The 25146-nt window shown below is 63.4% G+C and carries 17 protein-coding genes; 3 read left to right on the top strand and 14 right to left on the bottom strand.

Going from position 1 to position 25146, the window contains the following annotated elements; translation table 11 throughout:
- Positions 1–84: 84 nt before the first annotated feature.
- The 7 genes from ABD833_RS14965 to ABD833_RS14935 all read right to left on the bottom strand — a co-directional run bounded on the left by ABD833_RS14965 (position 85) and on the right by ABD833_RS14935 (position 10464).
- Positions 85–2631 carry an excinuclease ABC subunit UvrA gene (locus tag ABD833_RS14965; protein WP_345074067.1) on the bottom strand — a complete coding sequence of 849 codons (2547 nt, stop codon included), beginning with the start codon at positions 2629–2631 and terminating at the stop codon, positions 85–87.
- 236 nt (positions 2632–2867) lie between these two features.
- On the bottom strand, positions 2868–3272 hold the full coding sequence (locus ABD833_RS14960; RefSeq protein WP_345074066.1) for a hypothetical protein: 405 nt from the start codon (positions 3270–3272) through the stop codon (positions 2868–2870).
- Positions 3273–3402: 130 nt separating this feature from the next.
- Positions 3403–5436: an excinuclease ABC subunit UvrB gene (gene uvrB, locus ABD833_RS14955; protein ID WP_345074065.1), complete on the bottom strand. Its 2034-nt coding sequence runs from the start codon at positions 5434–5436 to the stop codon at positions 3403–3405.
- A gap of 341 nt (positions 5437–5777) precedes the next feature.
- Positions 5778–7415: a hypothetical protein gene (locus ABD833_RS14950; RefSeq protein ID WP_345074064.1), complete on the bottom strand. Its 1638-nt coding sequence runs from the start codon at positions 7413–7415 to the stop codon at positions 5778–5780.
- A complete protein-coding gene (locus ABD833_RS14945) occupies positions 7396–8046 on the bottom strand; it encodes an RNA polymerase sigma factor (protein ID WP_345074063.1) in 651 nt (216 codons plus the stop codon). The genes ABD833_RS14950 and ABD833_RS14945 overlap by 20 nt, the downstream gene beginning before the upstream one ends.
- 470 nt (positions 8047–8516) lie before the next feature.
- Positions 8517–9266, bottom strand: a complete 750-nt coding sequence (locus ABD833_RS14940) for a LytR/AlgR family response regulator transcription factor (RefSeq protein ID WP_345074061.1) — start codon at positions 9264–9266, stop codon at positions 8517–8519.
- 43 nt (positions 9267–9309) lie between these two features.
- A complete protein-coding gene (locus tag ABD833_RS14935; protein ID WP_345074059.1) occupies positions 9310–10464 on the bottom strand; it encodes a sensor histidine kinase in 1155 nt (384 codons plus the stop codon).
- Between the two features lie 252 nt (positions 10465–10716).
- On the opposite strand from ABD833_RS14935, the gene ABD833_RS14930 reads away from it, so the two are divergent.
- The 3 genes from ABD833_RS14930 (at position 10717) to ABD833_RS14920 (ending at position 15437) form a co-directional block, all read left to right on the top strand.
- Entirely contained in the window at positions 10717–11646 is a 930-nt protein-coding gene (locus ABD833_RS14930; protein WP_345074057.1) for an ABC transporter ATP-binding protein, read from the top strand.
- A complete protein-coding gene (locus ABD833_RS14925) occupies positions 11643–12485 on the top strand; it encodes an ABC transporter permease (RefSeq protein ID WP_345074055.1) in 843 nt (280 codons plus the stop codon). The genes ABD833_RS14930 and ABD833_RS14925 overlap by 4 nt, the downstream gene beginning before the upstream one ends.
- 363 nt (positions 12486–12848) lie before the next feature.
- The gene (locus ABD833_RS14920) at positions 12849–15437 is read left to right on the top strand and encodes a TonB-dependent receptor (protein ID WP_345074053.1); all 2589 of its coding nucleotides are present in this window, start codon (positions 12849–12851) and stop codon (positions 15435–15437) included.
- A gap of 509 nt (positions 15438–15946) precedes the next feature.
- Here ABD833_RS14920 and ABD833_RS14915 read toward each other — a convergent pair.
- The 7 genes from ABD833_RS14915 to ABD833_RS14885 form a co-directional block, all read right to left on the bottom strand.
- The gene (locus ABD833_RS14915) at positions 15947–19171 is read right to left on the bottom strand and encodes a WD40/YVTN/BNR-like repeat-containing protein (protein WP_345074052.1); all 3225 of its coding nucleotides are present in this window, start codon (positions 19169–19171) and stop codon (positions 15947–15949) included.
- Between the two features lie 176 nt (positions 19172–19347).
- Positions 19348–20088: a shikimate dehydrogenase family protein gene (locus tag ABD833_RS14910; protein ID WP_345074050.1), complete on the bottom strand. Its 741-nt coding sequence runs from the start codon at positions 20086–20088 to the stop codon at positions 19348–19350.
- Between the two features lie 97 nt (positions 20089–20185).
- On the bottom strand, positions 20186–20860 hold the full coding sequence (locus ABD833_RS14905) for a DedA family protein (RefSeq protein ID WP_345074049.1): 675 nt from the start codon (positions 20858–20860) through the stop codon (positions 20186–20188).
- Between the two features lie 122 nt (positions 20861–20982).
- Entirely contained in the window at positions 20983–21630 is a 648-nt protein-coding gene (locus tag ABD833_RS14900) for a hypothetical protein (RefSeq protein ID WP_345074048.1), read from the bottom strand.
- 216 nt (positions 21631–21846) lie between these two features.
- On the bottom strand, positions 21847–23190 hold the full coding sequence (locus ABD833_RS14895; RefSeq protein WP_345074046.1) for a PQQ-dependent sugar dehydrogenase: 1344 nt from the start codon (positions 23188–23190) through the stop codon (positions 21847–21849).
- 28 nt (positions 23191–23218) lie between these two features.
- Entirely contained in the window at positions 23219–24160 is a 942-nt protein-coding gene (locus tag ABD833_RS14890) for an alpha/beta hydrolase (protein ID WP_345074044.1), read from the bottom strand.
- Between the two features lie 142 nt (positions 24161–24302).
- Positions 24303–25049, bottom strand: a complete 747-nt coding sequence (locus ABD833_RS14885) for a T9SS type A sorting domain-containing protein (protein ID WP_345074043.1) — start codon at positions 25047–25049, stop codon at positions 24303–24305.
- Between the last annotated feature and the right edge of the window lie 97 nt (positions 25050–25146).

The following is a 25146-nucleotide window of genomic DNA, read 5'->3' as shown; positions in this document are numbered from 1 at the left end:
TCCCCGGCCCCTACGCTGCTTGATGCGGGGGCTGGGGGTGAGGCGACCACCAGCACGGCCTTGTACACCACCTTGAAAAAGGCGCTACCTGCCCGCGGCTAGAAAGCGGGCCAGATAAGGCGCCGTGCGGCTATCGGCCGCCTGGGCCACTTCGGCCGGCGGGCCGGCCGCTACTACCCGGCCCCCTTCTTCCCCGGCTCCCGGCCCAATGTCCAGCACCCAGTCGGAGCCGGCTACTACGCGCATGTCGTGCTCCACCACAATCACCGTGTTGCCGGCTTCCACCAGCCCATCGAGCTGAGCCAGGAGCTTTTCCACGTCGGAAGGGTGCAGGCCGGTGGTGGGCTCGTCGAGAATGTAGAGCGAGTTGCCGCGCTGCGCCCGCTGCAGCTCCGTGGCCAGCTTGATGCGCTGGGCCTCACCCCCGCTCAGCTCCGTGGCGGGCTGGCCCAGGCGCAGGTAGCCCAGCCCTACTTCGCGCAGCACCGTAAGGGCCCGCTGCACGACCGGCTCATCGGCGAAGAACGCCCAGGCATCATCCACCGTCAGCCCCAGCACTTCGGCCACGGACTTATTATGGTATTTGATTTCCAGAGTTTTGGCGTTGTAGCGCGCCCCGTGGCAGGTGGGGCAGGGCGAGTACACGCTGGGCAGGAACAGCAGCTCCACCATCACGAAGCCTTCGCCCTGGCAGGTTTCGCAGCGCCCCTTAGCCACATTGAAGGAAAAGCGGCCGGCGTCGTAGCGCCGCCTGCGGGCCTCGGGGGTGGCGGCGAACAGCTTCCGCACGTGGTCGAACAGCCCGGTGTAGGTGGCCATGTTGGAGCGCGGCGTGCGGCCAATCGGCTTCTGATCGACGCGCACCAGCCGCTTGATGGCGGCCATACCACTCCCGATATGGCCGCCGGTAGCCCGCGGCGCACTGCGCTCCAGCGGGTCGCCCTCCTCCTCTTCGGCGGGTAGCTCATGTCCCAGGTGAGCAGCGACCAGCTCTACCAGTACCTGACTGACCAGACTCGACTTGCCCGACCCCGATACGCCCGTGACGGTGGTAAACACGCCCAGGGGAAAAGCCACGTCGAGCCCGTGCAGGTTGTTGCGCCGTACGTCGTGCAGCCGGAGCCAGCCGGTAGGCGTCCGCAACTGGCTGGTTGGCAGCGCGTTGTGGTCGAACAGGTGGCGGCGCGTCTGCGAGGCCTCCACCTGCGCCAGTCCGGCGGGTGGGCCACTGTAGAGCACTTCGCCGCCCTTTTCTCCGGCCGCCGGGCCCACGTCCACGAGCCAGTCGGCCTGGCGGATGACGTCCAGATCGTGCTCGACCACGAACAGGGAATTGCCGGCCCGCTTCAGATCCGCCAAAGCAGCCAGCAGCGCCTCCGTATCGGCCGGATGCAAACCGGCGGAGGGTTCATCGAGCACATACACGACCCCGAACAGGTTGGAATACAGCTGCGTAGCCAGCCGCAGCCGCTGCAGCTCCCCCGGCGACAGCGTGGGCGTGCTGCGCTCCAGGGCCAGGTACCCCAACCCCAGGTCGAGCAGCACGGCGAGGCGGGCCACCAGGTCGGCGGCAATGCGCTGGGCCACCACGGCCTGCTCGGGGTGGGCGGCATCCTGCTGCTTGTTGCCGGTACTGTGCCCTTCAGCATACGGGAGCAGCAAAGCCGCCACCCGCTGCAAGGGCATTCGGGAGAAGTCGGCGATGTCGACGCCCGCAAAGGTGACGGCCAGCGACTCCGGCCGCAGCCGTTTGCCGTGGCACAGCGGGCACTCACTGCTGAGCATAAACTGCAGGGCCCGCTTTTTCATCAGGGGGCTGTGCGTGTTGGCGAAGGTGTGCAGCACGTGGCGCTTCACCCCGGTAAACGTGCCCATGTAGTTCGGCGGCTCCTTGCGCCTGAGCGCCCGCTTCGTTTCTTCGGGCGAATAGCCGGGATAAACCGGCACTACGGGCTGCTCATCGGTAAACAGAATCCAGTCCCGGTCCTGCCGGGGCAGCTCCCGCCAGGGCCGGTCAACGTCGAAGCCCAGGGTGACGAGAATGTCGCGCTGGTTCTGGCCGCCCCAGGCCTGGGGCCAGGCCGCAATGGCCCGCTCCCGGATCGTCAGCGCGTCGTCGGGGACCATGGTGCGCTCCGTTACCTCATACACGCGGCCCAGGCCGTGGCAGGTAGGACAGGCTCCTTCGGGCGTATTGGGCGAAAATCCCTCGGCGTACACGATGCCCTGCCCCGGCGGGTAGTGCCCGGCCCGCGAGTAGAGCATCCGCACCAGATTCGACAGCGTGGTAACGCTGCCCACCGAGGAGCGGGTGGTGGGCGTACCGCGCTGCTGCTGGAGGGCCACGGCGGGCGGCAGCCCATCAATAGTGTCTACTTCGGGGACGGCCATCTGGTGAAACAGCCGGCGGGCGTAGGGCGAAACCGACTCCAGATAGCGCCGTTGCGCCTCGGCGTAAAGCGTGCCGAAGGCCAGACTCGACTTCCCCGAGCCCGACACGCCGGTGAAGACGACCAACGCATCACGCGGAATATCCAGGTCGACGTTTTTGAGGTTATGCTCCCGGGCGCCGCGTACCCGCACGAAGCCGGTAAACTCGGGCGGAGCTGAAGAGTCAGGATGTTTTCCCATAGTGCGGCAGACCGTGTTTTATGCCCCGCCTGGCCATATAAAGCTGTATGCCGGAAGCCGTTGGGGATGCTGCCCCTAACGACGGGGGCCAACAAACGGTTATGCCCCGCTGCTACTGCTTGGCCCAGGAGCGGCAAGGCGGCGCAGCAGCAGGTGAACCCAGGGCCCCAATAACGTGGCTAAAAAAAGCTCCGAACGCTGGGTTCGGAGCTTTTCTATGGCGGCTTACTTCCCCGCTATTTCGCCCGGCGAAACAGGTAGCGGGTCATGAAGATGCCCTGCCCGGTGGTTCCCCCGCTCTGCAGCGTCTGGGTGAGTGGAATGGCCTGCACCAGCTCCCAGCCTTCGCTGTTTACGTCGCCCAGAAAGCGCAGGATAGCTTCCTCATTGACCCGGACATTCTTCATGTTGATGCCGGTCAGGCTGAACAGGTTTTCCAGCTCAACTTCCTTCTGCCCTTTGAAATCGGGGGTGAACAGCACCCGGGACCGGCCCATTCCGCCGGCCACCACCGACTCAATTGTGGTCATGTGCATGTAGGTGTAGGCGGGGCTTTTGCTTTGGGCCGCGGCCGGGGCAGAACCAACGAGCCCGCCCAGCCAAAGGGCGCAGAGCAGGGTAAGCGTGAAGAGGCGCTTCATACACAGAGGGCATTGAGAGGAAAGGATGCCCCAAAGTAGCAGTTTACCCGATTGCTCAACATCATTCGTCCTGAATCGGCGCGCTCATTATCTACCCGGGGGGCGGGGCGGGGCGGCCCCACCAACCCCGCTACTCCCGCTTCGTTTTCACCAGCTGCCGGAGCTGGGCCAGCTCGTCGCGGTACTTGGCGGCCTGCAGGAAGTCGAGGTCCTTGGCGGCACCTTCCATCAGCTTCTCGGTCTGCTTGATGAGCTTTTCCAGATCGGGGCGCGTCATCATGGCAATAACGGGCTCGGCAGCCAGCAGCAGCGTGTCCGTTTCCGGGCCCGTGTAGGCCATGGGCTCAATCCGGCGCTTATCCGACAGTGAGGTGGAGGCGTTGATTTCGTCGTGCGACTTGCGCACGGTGCGGGGCGTGATGCCGTGCTTCTCGTTGTAGGCTATCTGCACATCCCGGCGGCGGTTCGTCTCGTCGATGGCGCGCTGCATGGAGCCGGTCATGCGGTCGGCGTACATAATCACCTTGCCCTTCTCGTTGCGGGCGGCGCGGCCCATGGTCTGAATCAGGCTGCGCTGGTCGCGCAGGAAGCCTTCCTTGTCGGCATCCAGAATGGCGACCAGGCTCACCTCGGGCAGGTCGAGGCCTTCGCGGAGCAGGTTCACGCCGATGAGCACGTCGATGACGCCCAGGCGCAGCTGGCGCAGGATTTCCACCCGGTCGAGGCTTTTCACGTCGGAGTGCACGTAGCTCGACTTGATACCCAGCCGCTCCATGTACTTCTGCAGCTCTTCCGCCATACGCTTGGTCAGGGTCGTGACCAGCACCCGGTCGCCCATTTTCACGCGGTTGTCTACCTCGTCGAGCAGGTCGTCGATCTGGTTCACGCTGGGGCGCACGTCGATTTCGGGGTCCAGCAGGCCGGTGGGGCGGATAATCTGCTCGATAATCACGCCGGCAGCCTGGGTCAGCTCGTAGTCGGAGGGCGTGGCCGACACGAAAATGGCCTGGCGGTACATGCTTTCGAACTCGTTGAAGGTCAGCGGGCGGTTGTCCATCGCACTCGGCAGCCGGAAGCCATACTCGACCAGGGCCGTTTTGCGGCTTCGGTCGCCGCCCCACATGGCCCGCACCTGCGGAATGGTGGCGTGGCTTTCGTCAATCACCATCAGGTAGTCGTCGGGGAAGTAGTCGAGCAGGCAGAAGGGCCGGCCCCCGGGCTGGCGGCCGTCGAAGTAGCGCGAGTAGTTCTCAATGCCCGAGCAGTAGCCCAGCTCCCGGATCATCTCCAGGTCGAACTCGGTGCGCTCCATGATGCGCCTGGCCTCCGAGTCGCGCCCTTCCTTCTCGAAATAGGCGTGCTGCTGCACCAGGTCGAACTGAATTTCCTTGATGCCCTGGTTGAGCGTGTCCTTGCCGGTTACGAACAGGTTGGCCGGGTAGAGCGTCACGCTCTCTTCGTTGGCCAGCTTCTTACCGCTCTGCGGGTCGATTTTGTGGATGGCCTCAATTTCGTCGCCGAAAAAGAAGATGCGGTAGGCAAAGTCGGCGTAGGCCGGATACAGATCCACCGTGTCGCCCTTCACCCGGAACGTGCCGCGGGTAAACTCCACCTCGGTGCGCGAGTACAGGATCTGCACGAACTGGTAGAGCAGGTTGTTGCGCGAGTATTTCAGCCCCGGAGCCAGATAAATCACGTTTTTACTAAACTCCTCGGGGTTGCCGATGCCGTATATGCACGACACCGACGCCACCACAATAATGTCGCGGCGGCCGCTGAGCAGCGTGGCCGTGCAGTGCAGCCGCAGCTTCTCAATCTCCTCGTTAATGGCCAGGTCCTTCTCGATGAAGACGTCGGTGCTGGCAATGTAGGCCTCGGGCTGGTAGTAGTCGTAGTAGCTGATGTAGTACTCGACGGCGTTTTCGGGGAAGAACGACTTGAACTCGCTGTAGAGCTGGGCGGCCAGGGTTTTGTTGTGGCAGAGCACCAGCGTGGGCCGGCCGGTCTGGGCCACTACGTTGGCTACGGTGAAGGTTTTGCCGGTGCCGGTGGCCCCGAGCAGCACCTGGGCGGGCTCCCCGCTTTCCACGCCCGCCACGAGCTGGGCAATGGCCTTGGGCTGGTCGCCGGTGGGCTTGAATTCTGAGGTCAGTTTATACTCCATGCAGGACAGGGGATTTTGGCGGCTAAGGCAGCCCCGGATAACTCCGATGCGGCAAGGTAGGTTTCCTGGGAAAAGAAAAAACCCATCCGGGGAGCCGGACAGGTTTTCAACAGGGCGAAAATGGCTTGCACCAATCCGCTGATAAGTCAGCGATTATCCTTGCCCGCAGGCAATACCGGCAGGGCTCCCTGCGGTGGTCTGGCGGGGTATGGAGCTGGCTGTGCGGCCCTGGATTTTGTTTTCACTGCCGGCTCCTTACCTGGCAATGGGCCAGGCTGAACCAGCCCCAGACAACCCCATACTAGCAGCAGAAACAGTACTGTTTTCATCATAGCGAATTATTACGGGGCCAGCACCGGCTTGCCGCCGAACTCCACGCTGGCTTCCATACCCACTGAATAAGGCCGCGAACGGTACTGCAGCCCCTGGCCGGAGTCAGCATTCAGCGGAGTCAGGCCCGCTTCGGCCGTAGGCCCCACGGCTAGGCTCCAGGTGGCATTGGCCGGTTGAAACCGCACCCCCGCGCCCACCCGCCCGCTGGCCTGCACCGGGCGGTAGGGCGAAGCAATGGACTTCATAGTGTAGACCCGCGTAGCTTCGGGCGTACCCTCCAGCTCTGAGCGGCTGTTGAGCAGCATGCTAACTACCGCTCCGGCCTTGGCATAAACCGATATCCCGGACTTGGTAGAGCCGTAGCGTACGCCTACCGGGAGACCAGCCGTGCGGTAGCGGTAATAGGTAGGATGAGCCACCGCTACCGGAGCCGGTAGCAGGTCAGGGTCAACATTGGGGGTACTGACATCCGCGACCACCTGCCGGCCATCCAGAAAGCCATGCGAAGTGCGGGAGGACGCCCGCTGCTGGGCCACTTCCAGCCCGGTCTGCAGAGTCCAGTGCTTGTTAACGGTGTAGCTGGCCGTCAGCGCTACGCGCTGGCCGAGCCCGGCCCGCAGGTGCTGCCGGTACTCGGCGGCGGCCATGGCGTACGTACTGGCACTGTTAAGGAAAAAGCCGCGCGAAGCAACGACCGGGCTTCTGCCCGCCGGCGAGAAATCAATGTTAGGGTTGTACGCGGAGGCCGCATACGACCCGAGCAGACGCCAGCGCCGCGGACGCCCTACGCCTTCCTCTTTTTTCTCCTCCTGACTTGTGGCACTGGCCAGGTCAGCCAGCATAGACCGCATAGTCGTCAGGGGCAGCAGGGCCGGCCGGCCGTAACCCAGGCCACGGGGTAAAGCAGCCATCCGGGCAGTTAATCCGGGCAGCTCACCGGGCAGCTGCCCGGCAGCCGCAGTACCACTGGCACCAAGCAGGGCGGCGAAAACCGCCGTTACCGGACCACTGCCACCAGCTGTTTTGCCCAGCGCGGCCGAGGGAGTCCGGGCATAGCCGGCGGCGGCCAACGGGCCGTCTGCGCCACGCCGCCCGTTGTCGGGCAGCAGCGAGCTACCCTGCTCCGTGAAACCGAAGGGCAGCTGCACCGCCACCGCCGGTCCTTCCGCCCGATCCATTGGCACTACATAAGCCTCCGCTGCGGCAGCGGGAATATCATACAACGCACTATTAAGCTCAGCGGCGCTGCCCGCGTCCGCGCGGGTAGCGCCAGCTTGCGGCCCCAGGGCCAGCCGGCCCGCAGCACCAGCCGGACTACCCGAGCCCGTTGCGGATGGAGCATCGGTGGCCGGGGCAGCCAGGGTTGCGAATTCCGGCAGGCGGCCGGACGTACTGCCGTAGCGCAGGCCAAACCAGCTGCCGAAACCGACCAGCAGCAGCACGCTGGCGGCCGCTACCCACCGGTACAGCGCCAGCCGGCGGCGGTAGGTTTCATTCTGGCCGACTACCAGGTTATGGTCGAGCTGCGCCCACAGACCGGCGGAAGGCGGTACTTCCGCCTCCGCGAATTTCTGGCGGAACAGGTGTTCCAGGTCGCCGGTTGGCGGGCCGGAAGGGGGAGTATGATTAGTGTCGGAAGGTAGCATTGGGACGGTGGGCGTCGAGACGCTCCAGTTTTAACTTGAGAATGGCCCGGGCGCGGGAATACTGGGACTTGCTGGTGCCTTCGGAGATGCCCATCATCTCCCCGATTTCCTTGTGGCCATAGCCTTCGATGGCGAACAGGTTGAACACCATCTGGTAGCGGGGAGCCAGCTCCTGCACCAGGTGCAGCAGCTCCTCAAACGCGTAGTTCGACAGCGTGAACTCCTCGCCGGCCAGATCCTCCGGATACTCGCCTTCGCTCACCGCCACCAGCGGGGCATTGCGGCGGTGCTGGCGCAGGGCAGCATTCACCATGATGCGGCGAATCCAGAACTCCAGCGGGCACTCCCGCCGAAAGTTGCGCAAGTTGTTGAATACGGTCATGAAGCCTTCCTGCAGCACGTCTTCGGCCTCGAAGGTCGTTTGGGCGTAGCGCAGACACACGGTCATCATCCTGCCGGCAAACCGGTCGTAGAGGTGTTTCTGCATCAGACGGCTACCGGCCAGGCAGCCATCAATCAACTCGGCCTCGCTGAGCTGGGCGGGCGGGGTGAGATGACGCACAGCCGCGGACGATGAGGGGGAGGAAGCGGATTTGGTAGCCGACAGGCCTTCCGGCAGCAGGCTGCGCAACCCACCCGAATTTCCCAGTACAGCTGACAAGGCCCCCATTATCCGATCCGGCCTGCCCGGCCGCCGTTAAGGTGTACGCCCGGGCCGGTAAGAGCCGGCGCGGAGCAGAAGAGAATAAATGGCAGCATATGCGGGGCGTAGGATAAGCTAGAATCGGAGCCCCGGCCACGGCGCGGGCCAGACTCCATGGGGAAGATACTACGAGCCGGAGCAGGGTTGCACCCACTGGTCAAAAATTCCTGACCGGTCCCGGAAAAAATTCAACCTGAGCGCGTTAGGCCCCAGAGATTTTTCCCTGATTCCGGCCTGGAGCCGCTGAAAAGCGAAAATAATTAGCTTACTTACTCCCACATTCGCACGCCTACCTGCAATTTCAGCAGCCCACCGGTTTCGGTGGGCTGCTGTTGGTTTAAGACCAGTCCGGCCGCCCTGCGGATACGCCTCCGGTACGCGCCGGGCCGACGGGCTTATCAGAGCTGCTGATAGGGCTTGATCAGGTTGACGAAGGCTTCGCGGTAAGTGTCGCCGATGGGCAGCAGGCGCCCCACCACCTGCACTTTGCCGCGCTCCACGTGCTCGATGCAGCGCAGAGCCACCACAAACGACTTGTGAATGCGCGCGAACCGCTCCGGCGGCAGCACCTCCTCCAGACGCCGGAACGACTGGAGCGTGAGGATCTTGCCGGTGGTGGTGTAGATCAGCAGGTACTCTTTCATGCCCTCGATGTAGAGAATATCGGCGAAGGCGACCCGCTGGAGACGGTGCTCATTTTTCACGAACATGGCATCCGGGGCAACCGGCAGGCTTTCGACCGGCCCAGTGGGCCCGGCGGGCCCGGGCCCACCAGGCAGCACCCCGGTGGATGAAAGCTGCTGCCGTACTTTCTGCACGGCCTGCACAAACCGGGGAAAGGCAATGGGCTTGAGCAGATAGTCGGCGGCGTTGAGCTCGTAGCTGCGCACGGCGTACTGGTCGTAGGCGGTGGTGAAGATGATGCGCGGGCCGGGCGCGGGCAGCAGCTGGGCCAGCTGCAACCCGGTGAGACGGGGCATGTGAATATCGAGGAACACTATATCCACGGGGTGATCCTGCAGGAATGCCAGGCCCGCCAGGGCATCGTCGAACTGGCCTTTCAGCTCCAGCCCCGGCACCTGGGCGCAATAATCGGCCAGCAGGTCCAGCGCCAGGGGCTCGTCATCCAGAATAACGCACGTCAGCATAAGCGGCAGAAAAGAGGATAAGAATCGATTGAGCTGAGTCCGGCTAGGACTGGCGCAGCGTGAGCGTAACCAGGTGTTGCCCGGGCGGGGTGCTGACCTGCAGGGCGTAGCGGCCGGGGTAGAGCAGCTCAAGGCGGCGGCGCAGATTGGCCAGCCCCACCCCGCCGGGCTGGTCGGGCAGCCCGCGGCCGGCATCATCGGGGGCCACGTGGTTGAGGACGCTGAAGGTGAGGCCGGTATCGGGGACCAGCGCCAGGGCAATATGCACCGCCACCGGCCGGGCCGCCAGGTCGCCGTGCTTGAAGGCGTTTTCGACCAGCGGCAGCAGCAGCAGCGGAGCAATGGGGAAGTCGCTTTCGGCGGGCCCGCCGGCTACCTCGAAGCGGATGGCTTCGGGAGCTGAGGCGGGCAGGCGCAGGCGCTGCAGATCCAGGAAGGAATGCAGGTGGGCCAGCTCCCGGCTCAGCGGCACGGTCTCGGTACCGCTTTCGTAGAGCAGGTAGCGCATGATTTCGGCCAGCCGCAGCACCGCCTCCGGGGCCTTATCGGACTTGCGGCTGGTGAGGGAGTAGATGTTGTTGAGCGTGTTGAACAGAAAGTGCGGGTTGATCTGGGTTTTGAGCATGGCCAGCTCCGTGAGCAATTGCTGGCGCTCCAGCTCCCGGCGGTTGCTCAGGGCCCGCAGGTAGTCGCCGGTGATGCGCAGGGCCGAGCTGAAGAAGATGGCCATCAGCCCCATCATGCCATAAGGCACTATCATGGCCAGCGTCTGCGGCTGGTTGCGCGCACCTTCAGCGGCGCCCCCAATCAGCAGGGAAGTGCCGAACCGGGCGGGAATGTAGAGCAGCAGCAGCACCAGCACGCCAATGATGTAGGGCACCAGCCGGCCCCGGCTCAGGGTGCGCGGAATCAGCACCATCCAGTTGGTGTAGAACAGGGCCGCCGCCAGCGCGTCGGTGAGGGCCGCGCGCAGCAGAAACTGCCGCAGCACCAGCTGGCTGCCGAACTTGGTCGGATTATAGGACAGCATCATGCCATCGAATAGCAGCAGAATGCCCCAGAACAGCAGATGCACCCACCAGGGCACGGCGGCTACTTCGTTCACGCGGGGCCACCAGTCGAGACGGCTAAGCGTGTGGAGCCACGCCGGCCAGCGGCTGGATTCGATGGAAGAGGAAGCCGATCCGACAGTTTGCACCCCGGAAGATACAGCTGGCCCCCGCAATGCCCACCGGCATTCAACCAATGCCGTCCTGCGCGCCTTCAGCCCCCATATTTTCTCTACCAACCGGCCGCCAGGGCTTCCCGGGCAGCCGGCAGGGGCAGCCCCGTGGGTTGGACGGTTTAAATCCGGGTTTGCGGCGGGTAACGGGCCGGTTGGTTGAATAGCCGGGCGCGACCCCGGCGGCCGACCTAGGTTTGCGGCAGTTCCACCCTACCCACTTCCGCCATGACCAACGCTCCGCTCCTGCTCCAGACCCAGGACCTGCACTTCCGCTTCGGCGCCCGCCCCATTCTGCACGGGGTGAACCTGCGGGTGCCGCCGGGCAGCATCTACGGCTTTCTGGGTCCGAACGGGGCCGGCAAAAGCACCACCCTGCGGCTGCTGCTGGGGTTGCTGAAGCCCACGGCGGGCACGGTGCAGCTGTTCGGGCACGACCTGGCCCGGCACCGGGTAGCGCTATTGAGCCGGGTAGGTGCCCTGATCGAAAACCCTTCGCTCTACGACCACCTCACGGGCCGGGAAAACGTGGACGCCACCCGCGGCCTGCGGGGCCTGCCCGCCCACCGCACCGCCGACGTGCTGGCCCTGGTGGGGCTAAGCGAAGCCGCCGACCGCCCCGCCCGCGAATACTCCCTCGGGATGCGCCAGCGCCTCGGCCTGGCCCTGGCCCTGCTGCCCGACCCGGACCTGCTCCTGCTCGACGAGCCCACCAACGGCCTCGACCCCAGCGGCATCATGGAAATGCGGGGGCTGCTGGAGCGGCTGCGGCAGGAACACGGCAAAACCATCCTGCTGTCGAGCCACCTCATCAGCGAGATTGAGAAGATTGCCACCCACGTGGGCGTCATTCAGCAGGGCCGGCTGGTGTTTCAGGGGGCCCTGCCCGAGCTGCGGCAGCTGCGGGCGGGCCAGGAGCAGCTGGTGCTGGAAACCGAATCGGCCGACACCTGCCGCAACCTGCTGCCCCGGCTGCTGGCCGACGCCACCGTAACCGGGCCCGGTACCCTCCGTCTGCCCGGCCGCGCCCCGGCCCAGGTAGCAGCGCTGGCCGCCGCCCTGGTGGCCGCGGGCCAGCCCATCTACGGCCTGCGCCAGGAGCAGCCCAGCCTCGAAGAAACCTTCCTCCAGCTCACCGAAACCAGCGTTGCCCAATGAATAATGCTCTCTCTACTCCCCTCCCCGCAGCCTGGGATACGCTGTCGGCGGCCCCGGGTCCGCTCACCCAGGTCGGCCGCTGCCTGGCCGCCGACTACCGCAAGCTGCGCCGTACGCCCGCGCTGTGGCTGGCGCTGGCCGGTGGCGCGCTGCCGGTGCTGCTCAACTTTGCCATCTTCTTTTTTAAGGGTCAGTACCTGGTGAAGCCGGGCGAAAATCCCTGGCCCCAGTACGTGAGCATGAGCTGGCAGACGGCTTCCCTGCTGCTGCTGCCGCTGTTCGTGGTAATGCTCACGGGGCTGCTGGCTAATGTGGAGCACCGGGCCGCCGGCTGGAAGCACCTGTACGCACTGCCGGTGGGGCGCGGGGCCGTGTACGTGAGTAAGCTGCTGGTTGTGCTTCAGCTTACGGTGGCGGCCCAAGTGCTCTACGCGGCGCTGCTGCTGGCGGCGGGCATGATACTGGGCCGGGTACGCCCGGAGCTGGGCTTCCAGACTGAAAGCGTTGAGCTGGGGGCCGTGGCGCTGATGCTGGGCCATACTTTCCTGGCGACGCTGGGCATGCTGGGCGTGCAGTACGTGGCGGCACTGTGGTGGCGCGGCTTCGTGGGGCCGCTGGCGCTGGGCATCGGCGGCATCGTATCGGCCCTCACCCTGCTGCGCTGGGAACACGTGGACCTGATTCCGTACGCGGCCCCGGCCCGGGCGCTCCAGGCTATGAACCGGCAGACGCTGCTGGTCGATCCGGCGCTTACCCCGGCGGAGTGGTACAGCCTGGCCTGGTTTGGCGCCGCCGTCCTGCTGGGCTACGCCTTGCTTCAGCTGCGCCGGGCCGAATAGCGCCTGTTTTTTCCGGCTGCGTGCAACTTCGTTCGGCCTCCCGGTGACCCTGTGCAGAATGATGCAGGCTGCTCCTCAGCCCTCCGTTTCTACCTCTCAGCGCCGGATTTCTACCACTCGGCCTCTTTTGTTTGCTATTGCTCAGGCTTTGCCGTCCCTTTGTACTGAGGCTGTTTAGGGTTTCGAAAAAGCTGGCATCCTGAGCGGAGCGAAGGACCTTATCACGTCCGTACCACTTGTAATTAGGCCAAAATGAGCAGTCGTGAGAAGGTCCCTCGCAAGCGTACGCCAGATGAAGGATGACAAACGATGAAAAAACCGAAACCCTAAACAGGTTCACTTCTTCTTAGCTTTTATACCTCCATGAAACACGCTTATCTACCGCTACTGCTTTCCGGCCTGCTGACGGCCCCGGTCCTGGCTCAAACTACCCCGACTGCTGCCCCGGCGGCTACCCGTTCCGGGCAGCCCGGCGGGGCTCCGGGCACTCCGGCGGCTCCTAAAGCCCTGGCTCTGCCCGCGGCCCCGCGCGGCGCGGGTCGGCTGACGGGCGTTGTGCTGGATGCGGCCACCAAAAAGCCGGTGGAGTTTGCTACCGTGGCCCTGTTGCCCGCTACCGGTACTACCCCGCTCGACGGCACGGTGTGCGACGACAAGGGCCGGTTCGCGCTGAAAGGCCTGGCCCCGGGCGCCTACCGCGTGCAGATCAGCTTTCTGGGCTACGCCGCCCGCATCGAAGCCGTAACCGTGGGCGAAGCCAGTACCGATCTGGGCACCGTAATGCTGACGTCGTCGGCGCAGAAGCTGGGCGAAGTAACCGTAACCGGCGAGCGGGACATCATCGAAACCAAGCCTGACCGCATCGTCTACAACGCCGAAAAGGACATCACCAACGCCGGCGGTACGGCGGCCGACGTGCTGCGCAAGGTGCCGCTGGTGAGCGTGGACCCCGAGGGCAACATCGAGCTGCGCGGCAGCAGCAACGTGCTTGTGCTCATCAACGGCAAGCCCTCGGGCATCGTGGCCTCCTCGGTGGCCGATGCCATGAAGCAGATTCCGGCCGACCAGATCAAGAGCGTGGAGGTGATTACCTCGCCTTCGGCCAAGTACGACGCCGAAGGCACCGGCGGCATCATCAACATCATCCTGAAGAAAAACAACCTGCAGGGCACCAACGGCAGCGTGGGACTGGCCGGCGGCACGCGGAGCTCCAACGCCAACGCGGCGCTGAACTACCGCCAGGGTAAAATCGGGCTGACCAGCTCGGCCAGCGGCTTTGCCTACTACAGCCCCGGCCGCAACGACCTGAAGCGCTACCTGAAAAACGCGGACGGCACCGAACGGCTGACGCTGGACCAGCGGGGCGAAGGCAACTCCCTGGGCGGCGGCGGCTTCGGCCGCCTGGGCCTCGACTACGACCCGGCCCGGTACCATAGCCTGACGCTGGGCGTGCAGGGCAGCATGTTCCGCAACAGCGGCGACAACCAGCTGTTCAACACCAGCACGCCGCAGCCGACGCTCTTCAACCAGTTCACCCGCGACTCCGAGCGCCGGTTCCGCACCCAGAGCTACGACGTGAGCGGCAGCTACACCCGCAGCTTCGAGCAGAAACGCCGCGAGTGGAGCGTGCTGGCCCAGCATACCCGCAACCGCAACAACCAGGACTACCGTCTCGACCAGTATCCGGGCGCGAGCGTGGGGGCGGACGCCGGCAGAAACTACCGCGAGCAGAGCCTGAACCTGTCGCGCAACCTGGAAACGACGCTGCAAACCGATTACGTGCACCCGTTCTCGGAAACCACCACCCTCGAAACCGGGGCCAAAGCCATCATGCGCCGCGTGAGCAGCGACTACACGGTGCGGACCGACCCCACCGGCCAGAGCACCCTGGTCGAGAATAAACCCCGCTCCAATGAATTCCGCTACGACCAGGACGTGCTGTCGGTCTACGGCTCCTACGGCTTCAGCCTGAGCAAGAAGCTAAGCTCGAAAGTAGGAACCCGGGTGGAGCAAACCCGTATCGACGGCAGCTTCCGGCAGGGTTCCGACTCGGGCGTGGCGCAGGAATACACCACCCTGCTGCCCAACGTGAGCCTGAGCTTCCAGCCCGGCAACCCCAAGAAACCCGGTCAGAGCCTGCGCGCCGCCTACTCGCAGCGGATTCAGCGGCCCCAGATTTTCTACCTCAACCCGTTCGTCAACGCCACCGACTCGCTCAACATCAGCTACGGCAACCCCCAGCTGAAGCCCGAGCTGACGAACAGCTACGAGCTGAACTACACCACCTTCATCAAGGGGTCGGTGCTGAACATTTCGGCCTACGCCCGCCGCACCGGCAGCGCTATCGAAACCTTCCGCTTCGTGGATACGGTCAAGGTTGAGAACAAGGCGGATCGGCTCGTGCAGAACCAGACGTTCCGCAACATCGGCCGCAACGCCACCTACGGCATGAGCGTGTTCGGCTCGGTGAAGCCCCTGCCCAAGTGGGACGTGAGCGGCACCCTGAACGTGTACTACGTGTCGTTGAAGAGCCCTTCCCTGGGGTTGGCCAACTCCGGGATGATGTACAGCCTGAATATCAACTCCGGCTACAAGTTTGAGAAGGGACTGAGCCTGCAGTTCAACGGTGGGCTGAACTCGCGCCGGGTGCAGCTGCAGGGCAGCCAGGCCGCCTGGACGTTCTACTCAGCGGGCCTGCGCAAAAATCTGCTCCAGGACAAGGCCGACCTGACCCTGAACGCCGACAACTTCCTGAGCGCCACCCGCAACCTGAAGTCAGCTGTCGATACCGACCAGTTCCGCCAGGAAAGCAACAACTACATCTACCTGCGCGGGGTGCGCCTGGCCTTCAACTACCGCTTCGGCAAAGTCTCGACCCAACCCCAGAAACGCCGCCGCGGCATCCAGAACGACGACGTGAAGCAGGGCGAAGGCGGCAACGGCCAGCAGTAAGCAGATGCGTAGGTACATGCGTAAGTAAACCGTCTGTCATCCTGAGCAAAGCGAAGGACCTACCTCTGATTCTGCAGTACTCGTCGTGCAGCGCACCAGGCCCTCTACCGCTCACCGGTAGAGGGCCTGGTTATGTAAACAGGCTTAGCCGATAGCTGAAGCAGATTCTTCACCCGGTTCCGGATTACAGGAAACCAACCGCTTCTACCAGTTTCGTCGCAACTTCCGGCTCTCGTTCAACTACCGCTTCGGCAGAGTTGATAATGGCAGCCAGCGCCTGACACAATTTGTGGTTATACGCATCCCGAAGTAGGGTGCGGGGCTTGCCCCGCCCGTCGTTGCACGGTAACACCTGCTTTCGGGCAACGACGGGCGGGGGCAAGCCCCGCACCCTACTTTCTTTTCGCGAACCACTTCGTGATGCGTATAACCACCACCGGCGCAGTCAGCCTAAAAACAGAAAGCCCGGTTCCACAACGGAACCGGGCTTTCTGCTGGTTTTTTTAAACCTACGGAATGTTCGTCGGGGCCGCTGCCGCCGCCTGCCTGGGCAGGGTAATGGCGTCCACATTCTTGTCTTTCACCAGCTTGTTCAGCGCGGGCACGTCCTGCTCCTTTATCTGCCGAAGCTGGCTGAGCTGAGCATCAATCTGGCCGATAACCTCCTTTTTGTAGGCCACGGCCTGCTCGGTCGGGCGGAAGTCGCCGGAGTTGACCTGGCCCGTCAGGTTCGCCAGCTTGTTGTTCAGCCGGATCGGGAAGTTCAGCGGGTCCTGGCCGCTGCGGTTCTTGGTCTGGTAGAGCGTCTCCTCAATGGCGGTCATCTTCTTGTCGATGGCCTCGGCCGAATCCACTATTTCCTTGGCGGCAGTTTGCTCTTTCAGCGGGCCCGTGAGGGTTTTGAGCTGGCCGCGAATGGTGCGGATGTCACGGATGGCATCGTGGGTTTCGGTGAGCTTCTGCTGCACCTCGCGCAGGAAGTCGAACTGGGCCTGCAGATCCTGGGGCGTGGCCGGGCTGCGCGGGTCGGGCCGCACGGAGAAGGCGGTTTCCTGGGTTTCCTGGTTTACCGTCAGCCGGACCTTGTAGGTGCCGGGCACCACTTTCGGGCCCTGGGTGCCCCCACCCCACAGCACCAGCCCCTCAAACTTGCTGGCCCCGGGGTAACTCAAATCCCACACGTAGCGGTTCAGGCCCTTTTTGGTGGGCAGCAGCTCCTTCTTTGCTTTGGCCTTGTCGTCCTTGGTCAGGTTCTGGGTTCTAATTTCCCGGTCGGTGTTGGCGAAGGAGCGAATGAGCTTACCACTCGGATCCAGGATTTCCAGCTTCACGGTGCTGGTCGAGTCCATTTTCTGAGCCAGCTGGTAATACAGCAGCACCCCGCCCGGGTGGTTCTGGCCGGCGGTTTTGGGAATGTCTGCCGAGCCCCGGCCCTCCATCTTGTAGCTCGGCGCGGGCGTGTAGAGGTGAAACTTTTGGGTAGCTACCGTTGCGCTCAGCTGGTGCAGGGGCGTGAGGTCGTCGAGCAGCCAGAACCCGCGGCCCTGGGTGGCGGCAATCAGGTTGTCGTTCTTGATGGTCAGGTCGGTGACGGACACCGGGGGCAGGTTGAGCTGGAACGGCTGCCACTGCGCGCCGTCGTTGAAGGATACGTACAGGCCGTACTCGGTGCCGGCGTAGAGCAGCCCGGGCCGCTTGGCATCGGCGCGCACCACGCGGGTGAAGTGGGTATCGGCAATGCCGGTCGTGATTTTACTCCAGGTGCGGCCGTAGTCGGTGGTTTTGTAGAGGTAGGGCCGGAAGTCGCCGGACTTGTACATGGTGGCCGCCACGTAGGCCGCGCCCTTGATGGTGGGGTGGGCGTCGATGCTGTTGATCTGAATCCAGTCGGGCAGGCCCTGGGGCTGCACTTTGGTCCAGGTCTTGCCGTTGTCGCGGGTCACGTGGATCAGGCCGTCGTCGGAGCCGGTCCAGATGACGCCCGCCTCCGCCGGCGACTCGGCAATGGCGAAGATGGTGCCGTAGTACTCCACCGCCGTGTTGTCCTTGGTGATGGGCCCACCCGACGGCCCCAGGGTTTTCGGGTCGTTGCGGGTCAGGTCGGGGCTGAGCAGCTCCCACGACTGGCCTTCGTTGGTAGTCACGTGCAGGTGGTTCGAGCCGGTGTAGAGCCGCTTGGAGTCGTGGGGCGAAAACAGCAGCGGGAAATTCCACTGAAACCGGTACTTCATGCCCTCGGCGCCGTGGCCCATGGGGTTGTCGGGCCACACGTTGATCAGGCGCTCCTGCTGGTTTTTGTGGTCTACCCGGGATAAATAGCCGTCGTAGCTGCCGCCGTACACGATGTCGGGGTTGAGCGGGTCCACGGCCAGGTGGGCGCTTTCGCCGCCGGCCGTGGCTTCCCAGTCGCGGGCCTCGATGGTGCTGCTGCCGGTGCGGTGCGGAATGCGCACGGTGGAGTTGTCCTGCTGGGCCCCGTAGATGCGGTAGGGGAAGTGGTTGTCGGTGACCACGCGGTAGAACTGGCCGGTGGGCTGATTTTCGTAGGTCGTCCAGTTCTGGCCGCCGTCGGTGCTCACCTGCGCCCCGCCGTCGTCGGCGATGACCATGCGGCCGGGGTTTTCGGGGGCAATCCAGAGGTCGTGGTGGTCGCCGTGCGGGGCGTCGCTGGCCTGGAACGTGCGGCCGCCGTCCTTGCTCTTGTGGTACGACACGTTCAGCACATACATCACGTCGGCATCTTTGGGGTCGGCGTAGATGCGGGTGTAGTACCAGGCGCGCTGGCGCAGGTTGCGGTCATCCGAGAGCTTCTGCCAGTGCAGGCCCCCATCATCGGAGCGGTAGAGCCCGCCCTTTTCGGCCTCAATCAGCGCCCACACCCGGCTGGAGTTCACCGGCGAAACCGCCACGCCAATAATGCCGAGCGTACCGGGGGGCAGGCCGTCGGCGCGGGAAATATCCTTCCAGGTGTCGCCGCCGTCGGTGCTTTTCCAGAGGCCCGAGCCCGGACCGCCCGAGGAGAAGCTGTAGGGCGTGCGGCGGGCATTCCAGGTGCTGGCGTACAGAATGCGCGGGTTGGCGGGGTCCAGCGTCAGGTCCACGGCGCCGGCATCGGCATTGGCAAACAGCACCCGCTCCCAGTTCTGGCCGCCGTCCTTGCTGCGGTACACGCCCCGCATTTCGCCGGGCCCGTACAGGTTGCCCATCGCGGCCACGTACACCAGGTCGGGGTTTTTGGGGTGAATGCGGATGCGGCCGATGTGGCGGGAGTCCTTCAGCCCCACGTGGCGCCAGGTCTGGCCCGCGTCCACGGACTTCCACACCCCGAAGCCCGACGACACGTTGCCGCGCACGGTCTGCTCGCCTTCGCCGGCGTAGAGCACGTTCGGGTCCGACTCACTCACGGCCACGGCCCCGATGGAGCCGCCGAAGTAGCCGTCGGAAATATTGGCCCAGGTGCCGCCGCCGTCCATCGTGCGCCACACGCCGCCGCCGGCCGTGCCCATGTAGTAGAGGTTGGGGTTGCCGGGCACACCCGTCACCGTGCCGGCCCGCCCGCCGCGGTAGGGGCCGATGGAGCGCCAGCGCAGCCCATTGTAGAGCGTGGAGTCGTAGGGCAGGGCGGCGCTTTTCGGGGCGTTGCGCTTCGCGGCACGCTGAGCCGTGGCGTCAGCAGCACCCAGCAACGTCAACAGGGCGAGAAGCAGGGTTTTCAGGGGTAGTCTTACCGGCATGGAAGCGTGGTTAGCAGTGGCTGGCAACCCCGTGGAGAAAGGCAGCAGCGCTGGCACCCCGGAGCTTTCGGAGCCCCTGTTGCCGGCGCGGCCGCCTCACTTGCGGGCTTGCCCGCTTAAGGTATCACCGCATTCCTGAATAGCAATACTTCCGGCGGCAGAATGTCCTCGTTCGCTTACTGGTTCCAGATTTCCCAGGCGGCTTCGGCCTGGATGCAGAGCATTTCAAACCCATTCTTGGTCTGGGCTCCTACGGCGCGGCCTTTTTCCATGAACAGTGTTTCGCTGGGATTATAGATCAGGTCGAACAGGTAATGCTCAGCGGTAAGAGAATCGTACGGAACCGGCGGACACTCGTGCACGTTGGGGGCCGTACCCAGCGGGGTGCAGTTGATAATCAGCGGGTGGGCGTCCAGAATAGCGGGCGTCAGGTCGTCGTAGGTCAGGCCCCGGCCCAGGGGGTTGCGCGACACCAGCCAGTGCCGGATGCCCAGCTCGCGCAGGGCGGCTTCCACGGCCTTGGAAGCGCCGCCGCTACCCAATACCAGCGCCCCGGCCGCCTCCCCCCGCGTGGGGTAAAAACCCCGCACCGACTCCCGGAAGCCGATATAATCGGTGTTGTGACCGATGCGGCGGCCATCGGCGGCAAACTCGACCACGTTCACGGCCCCCACCCGGGCGGCCGATGGGGCTACTTCGTCCAGGTAAGGCCAGATCTGTTCCTTGTAGGGAATAGTCACGTTCAGGCCGGCCAGGGCCGGGCGGCGGCCCAGCAGATCAGTAAAGTGCGTGATGGAGGGCAGCTCAAACAAATCGTAGCTACAGCCTTCAATTCCCAGGGTATGGAATTTCTGCTGGAAGTAGGTCTGTGAAAATGAATGGCCGAGCGACTGCCCGATAAGCCCGAATTCCCTCATAGTATGGCGCAGCTAACGATGCCCCGAAAAAACAAAAAAACCGCTCCATTCCCGCAGGCTTGGAGCGGTTTTCTAAAATATAATCCAAACTCAGGCCTTAGGCGGGCTTGGGACCGGGGCTGAGCTTCGACTTCAGAAACTGGATGGCCGGTGGCATAATCGATACCAGAATGATGGCGTAAATCACCAGCGTGAAGTTGTTCTTTACCACCGGAATGTTGCCAAACAAGTAGCCGGCGGCCGTGAGCGAAATAACCCAGAACAGCGCGCCGGCAATGCTGTAGCTGATAAAGTAGCTGTACTTCATGGTGCCTACGCCGGCCACGAACGGCGCGAAGGTGCGCACGATGGGCACGAAGCGGGCCATGATGATGGTTTTGCCGCCGTGCTTGGCGTAGAAGGCCTGGGTCTGCTCCAGGTATTTGCGCTTCAGGAAGCGGAAATCCTCCCGGAACACCCGCGGCCCGAGGTAGTCGCCGACGAAATAGTTGAGGTTGTCGCCGAGGAAAGCCGCGGCGAACAGCAGCGGAATCAGGTACCAGATGTTGAGCAGCGTTTCGGGCGAACCCGGATTAGCGGTCTGCGCCGCCAGGGTGCCGGCCACGAACAGCAGGGAGTCGCCGGGCAGAAAGGGGAATACGATGACGCCGGTTTCGGTGAAAATAATCAGAAACAGAATCAGATACGTGAGCGTGCCATACTGATGCACGACATCAATCAGCGTTTTGTCGAGGTGCAGGACTAGGTCGAAAAATTGCTTGATAAGCTCCATTGCGGGGTTGGGTAAGAAAATCGGCGGAAACCGCCAGACAATTATCCCACAAAGAAAACAGGCTGCCGGGAAAGTGGCAGCCTGTACCCCAATGTTTCCGCTTTTGTCGGAGCTTATTCGGTTCAGTGTTCTACGGTGGCCCGGATGATATCATCTTTCACCTCCACGCGGTAGCGGCCATCACAGCCCTGAATGAATTCCCGCACGGCGGCCACCGTGGGATAGTCGCCTTCGCCCACAAAGTGGCGGGCATCGTCGATTAGCAGCACATGATCCTGCCGGTTGCGCTGGTTGAAAATAGCGGACAGCTCATCGAAAATCGGGCAGTCCTTGTCGCCTTTCACCGTTTCGCCGGAGGAATAGTGACCATCGAGCCAAAAGATGGCCGGTTGGCGCAGCGTGCGCATCACCTGGGGCAGCACCGCTCCGCTGTCGCCCTCGTAGATGGTCACATGGGCCGCATTGCGGAAGCGGTAGCAGGCTTTTTCGTAGAACACCTTGCTTAGCTCAATAGAGATTATGGCATCGAAGTGCCGCAGGTGAGCCTCTACCATGTCGCCGAGAAAAGTACCGGTTTCCACCAGGACCCGGCAGCCGTACCGCTGGCGATACTCCTCAATTACGGCCTGTTTCACTTGGTGCGGGGGCGGCAGCGGCCTTCCCTGCCGCACCCACTTCTGCACGATGGTTTCGCCCAGATAGCGGTCCATTATCGATTTGGCGAAGTTGCGGGTCTGCTCCGGCAACGTAGGGCGGATCGTGGTTTGCATAACTAAAGGGTTGGTTTGGTTCAGCAGAACTCAACGGGCAGTTGAGAGCCCGAGCGAGCTATTTACTTTATTTAGTTCAATCAAATATATTCTTAATTACATTAAACACAAATTTTTATTTAACGACAAAGACCACCCTGGCTGAACGGATGCGTTCAGCCAAGGTGGGCTTATATACCAGCCGGTTCAACCGGCAGTCGGGTGATACAATCGACGTTAGCTGGCTGTTTTGCTCACCCGCCAGACCCGGTTCCCGGCATCATCGGTAATCAGCAGGCTGCCGTCAGGGGCCGTGAAAACGCCCACGGGCCGGCCATACACCCGGTTACTGGTTTCATCTACCCGGAATCCGGTCAGGAAGTCTTCGGGCGGACCAACCGGCTGACCATTCTTAAAGGGTACGAACACTACTTTGTAGCCCGTGAACTCAGTGCGGTTCCAGGAACCGTGCTGCCCTATAAAAGCCCCACCCTGATATTTGGCGGGAAAAGCTGCCTGGTTGTAAAAGGCCAGTCCCAGCGAGGCCGTGTGGGGGCCCAACGGCACTTCAGGCACTAGGGCCCGGCGCACCAGCTCCGGCTTTTCGCCCTTGCGGCGCGGGTCTTCGTGCTGGCCGAAATAGGAGTACGGCCACCCGTAGAAACCACCCGCCTTAACGCTGGTCAGGTAATCCGGCACCAGGTCGTCGCCCAGCTCGTCGCGCTCGTTCACGGCCGTCCAGAGCGTGGTGGTACCGGGGGCCCAGGCCATCCCGACGGGGTTGCGCAGGCCGCTGGCGTAGATTTTTTCGCCCGAGCCATCGGGGTTTATTTCGAGAATATTGGCGCGGCGCACTTCGTTGGCGGCCCCGTGCTCCATCACGTTGGAGCCCGAACCCACACTCACGTAGATTTTAGAACCGTCGGGCTTGGCCAGCAGGTTGCGGGTCCAGTGGTTGTTGTAGCCGCCCGCCGGCAAAGTCAGGATCTTCTCCCCGGGGCCGGTAATGCTGGTAGCGCCGGGCACGTACGGATAGCGCAGCACGCCATCGGTATTGGCCACGTAGAAATTGTTGCCGATAAGCAGCATGCCCAGGGGCTGGTTGAGGCCACTCAAAAAAGGCTGCCGTATCTCATGACGGCCATCTTTATCGGCATCGCGCAACAGGGTGATGCGGTTCGCACTGGTTGGTCTGAGGGAGCGGGACTTGTCGAGACCCAGGGCGGCCGCGACTTTTTTCTTGGCGTCGTTGGGGATGGTGCTGGACTCCGCGACCAGCACATCCCCATTAGGCAGAATATAGAGCCAGCGCGGACTGTCGAAGTCGCGGGCAAACTCGGTTACGGTAAAGCCGGCGGGAGCGGTGGGCCTCTTACCAGCCGGCCAGTCGATTACTTCGCTGCGTTTGGTAGCCGATTTGGTGGCGTAGGGGGCAGGCAGCACTACGGTTTGCGCGCCGGTGCTAACGGTGTCGGCCGGGGTGTTGGCCTGAGCCTCCCGCTTTTCCTCCCTGGAAGGGCCGCTGCAGGCAGCCAGCACCCCTAGCAGCGCGGTGCCGGCATAAAAAGTCATTTTTTTCATGGAGTCAGAAAGAATGGACTGCTTCTTTCTACTGCCTTTTCCGCGGATGGTTACCGGTATCCTGGTGGACGGGCTGCCGGGGCGCCAGCAGAAATGTAGCCGGTACGGCAAAGCGGCGCTTCCAGGCAGTTTCGTTGTGGGCCGCGCCCACGTATTTACGGGTCAGCCGGTACGGGGCGTCGTAGCCGTGCGCCTGGAGCAGACTATCGACCCGAAGCTGATGGGGTTCGTAGCGGGCATCGAGGGTGGTGGTGCCGTAGTCGAAATAGAGCCGGGGCTTGCGGCGGCGCGGCAGCGTTTGGTGCAGGTAGGCGAGCATGGCCGTGGTGAAATCGGGCCGGTTCTCCTTCAGGCTCAGCGGCCAATGGGTGGAAAGGCAGGCGGCCCCGCCGAATACCCGCGGGTATTCGAGCAAGGCGTACAGGGAAATCAACCCGCCCATGCTGGAGCCGGCGATGAACGTATCGGCCCGGCGGGGGCGGGTACGATAGTGCTGGTCGATGTAAGGCTTGAGCTCCTGCACCACAAACCGCAGATAATCGTCGGATAGCGGCGGGCCGGACCGCTCCAGCTCCAGCCGGGCGCGCGTGGCGGCGGGCAGAGCAGCGTAGGGCTTGGCCGGCGTGTATTCCTGGAAGCGCCGGCTGGTATTGCTGATGCCCACCACAATGCAGGGGCGCGTCTGACCAGCCTGGTTCAGGCGGGCCAGCACGCTGTCGACCTCCCAGGCCATGCCGTAGCTGGCTGCTTTGGGGTCAAAGAGGTTCTGCCCATCGTGCATGTACAGCACGGGATACCGCTGGCCGGCCACGTAGCCCTCGGGCAACCATACTTCCACGGACCGCGGCGGCACGAATTTCGACGGGAAAGCGGGCAGGAGTTCCAAACGGCCGGACGAAACCGCCGACTGCCCCGCCGCGGTCAACGCCAGCCCCAGCAAAGCAAACAGCAACAGCAAACGATTGGTCATGGGCGTAAGGTAGCGGACGGGCAGAAAACCGGGGCGGAGTCTGCGTACTGGCCTGGGGCCAAGTCACCACAGGCAACTGCCCCACGGCCTGACGAAAAAGTCGGCCGTGGGGCAGCTGAGAAACGGCAAAGCGTACCACCCGTTAGAGTTTCACGATGCGCGTGGCGGCCTTAGTGGTATTCTGCTGCAGCAGGTATACTCCTCCGGGTAAGTTGCGCAACGATACTTCACTGCCTTCAATCTGCTGCACTACGGCTCCGGTAGCATTATACAGCGTGTAGCTCCCCGCGTTGGCGGCCGTAATGTGCAGCACGTCTTCCACCGGGTTGGGGTAGGCAGAAAGCGTGGCGGCGGCGGCCAGTTGCCCCCCCCGCACCGACAAAGCAATGGGGGCCGCCACCGTCAGGCTGTAGGCGCTGCAGGTGGAGGCCGCCGTAACCCCGCTGATGACCACCACCAGCTTTTCGCCGGGAGAAACCTTTACGCCCATCGACAGGGGAGCCGTGGTTGGACTGGAACCCATATCGGAGCGGTAGTTGGTGGCCAGATTGGTCTTATCAAACGAATTGAGATATACCGAGCAGAACAGGTAGTCGCTGGTACCTTCCGAACAGGCCGGCGTCAGGGTCAGCGTAGCGCATACCGGGGTGGTGGTGCTGGGATTGGTAATGGTGTAGGAATCGTAACGTACGCCGATGCTGTTGTTCTTCGCTACCCCGGGGTAGACCCGGGTAGTGGCGCAGGCCGCCGTGATGCCACTACGGTCCATACGGACGCCGGGAATGGTTGGATCCGCTGCAGTAAGGGCCCCGCTGAACGTATTGGTCACCTGAGCCTGGCCGGACAAGGCAGACAGGAACAGGCCGAAGCCGAGTAAAATATGTTTCATATCAGAAAGGAGCAAATGTGGGAGAATTAGGTTGCAACCCTACGGCCGCCACTGCCACTCAGGGAAAGCTTATGGCGTAAGGCACGACAACCGCAAA

Origin of the sequence: Hymenobacter fastidiosus (assembly GCF_039539565.1) — a bacterium.
In the GTDB taxonomy this organism is placed as follows: Bacteria; Bacteroidota; Bacteroidia; order Cytophagales; family Hymenobacteraceae; genus Hymenobacter; species Hymenobacter fastidiosus.
Note: the sequence above shows the minus strand (reverse complement) of the source record. Positions and strands in the feature narration are given on the sequence as shown.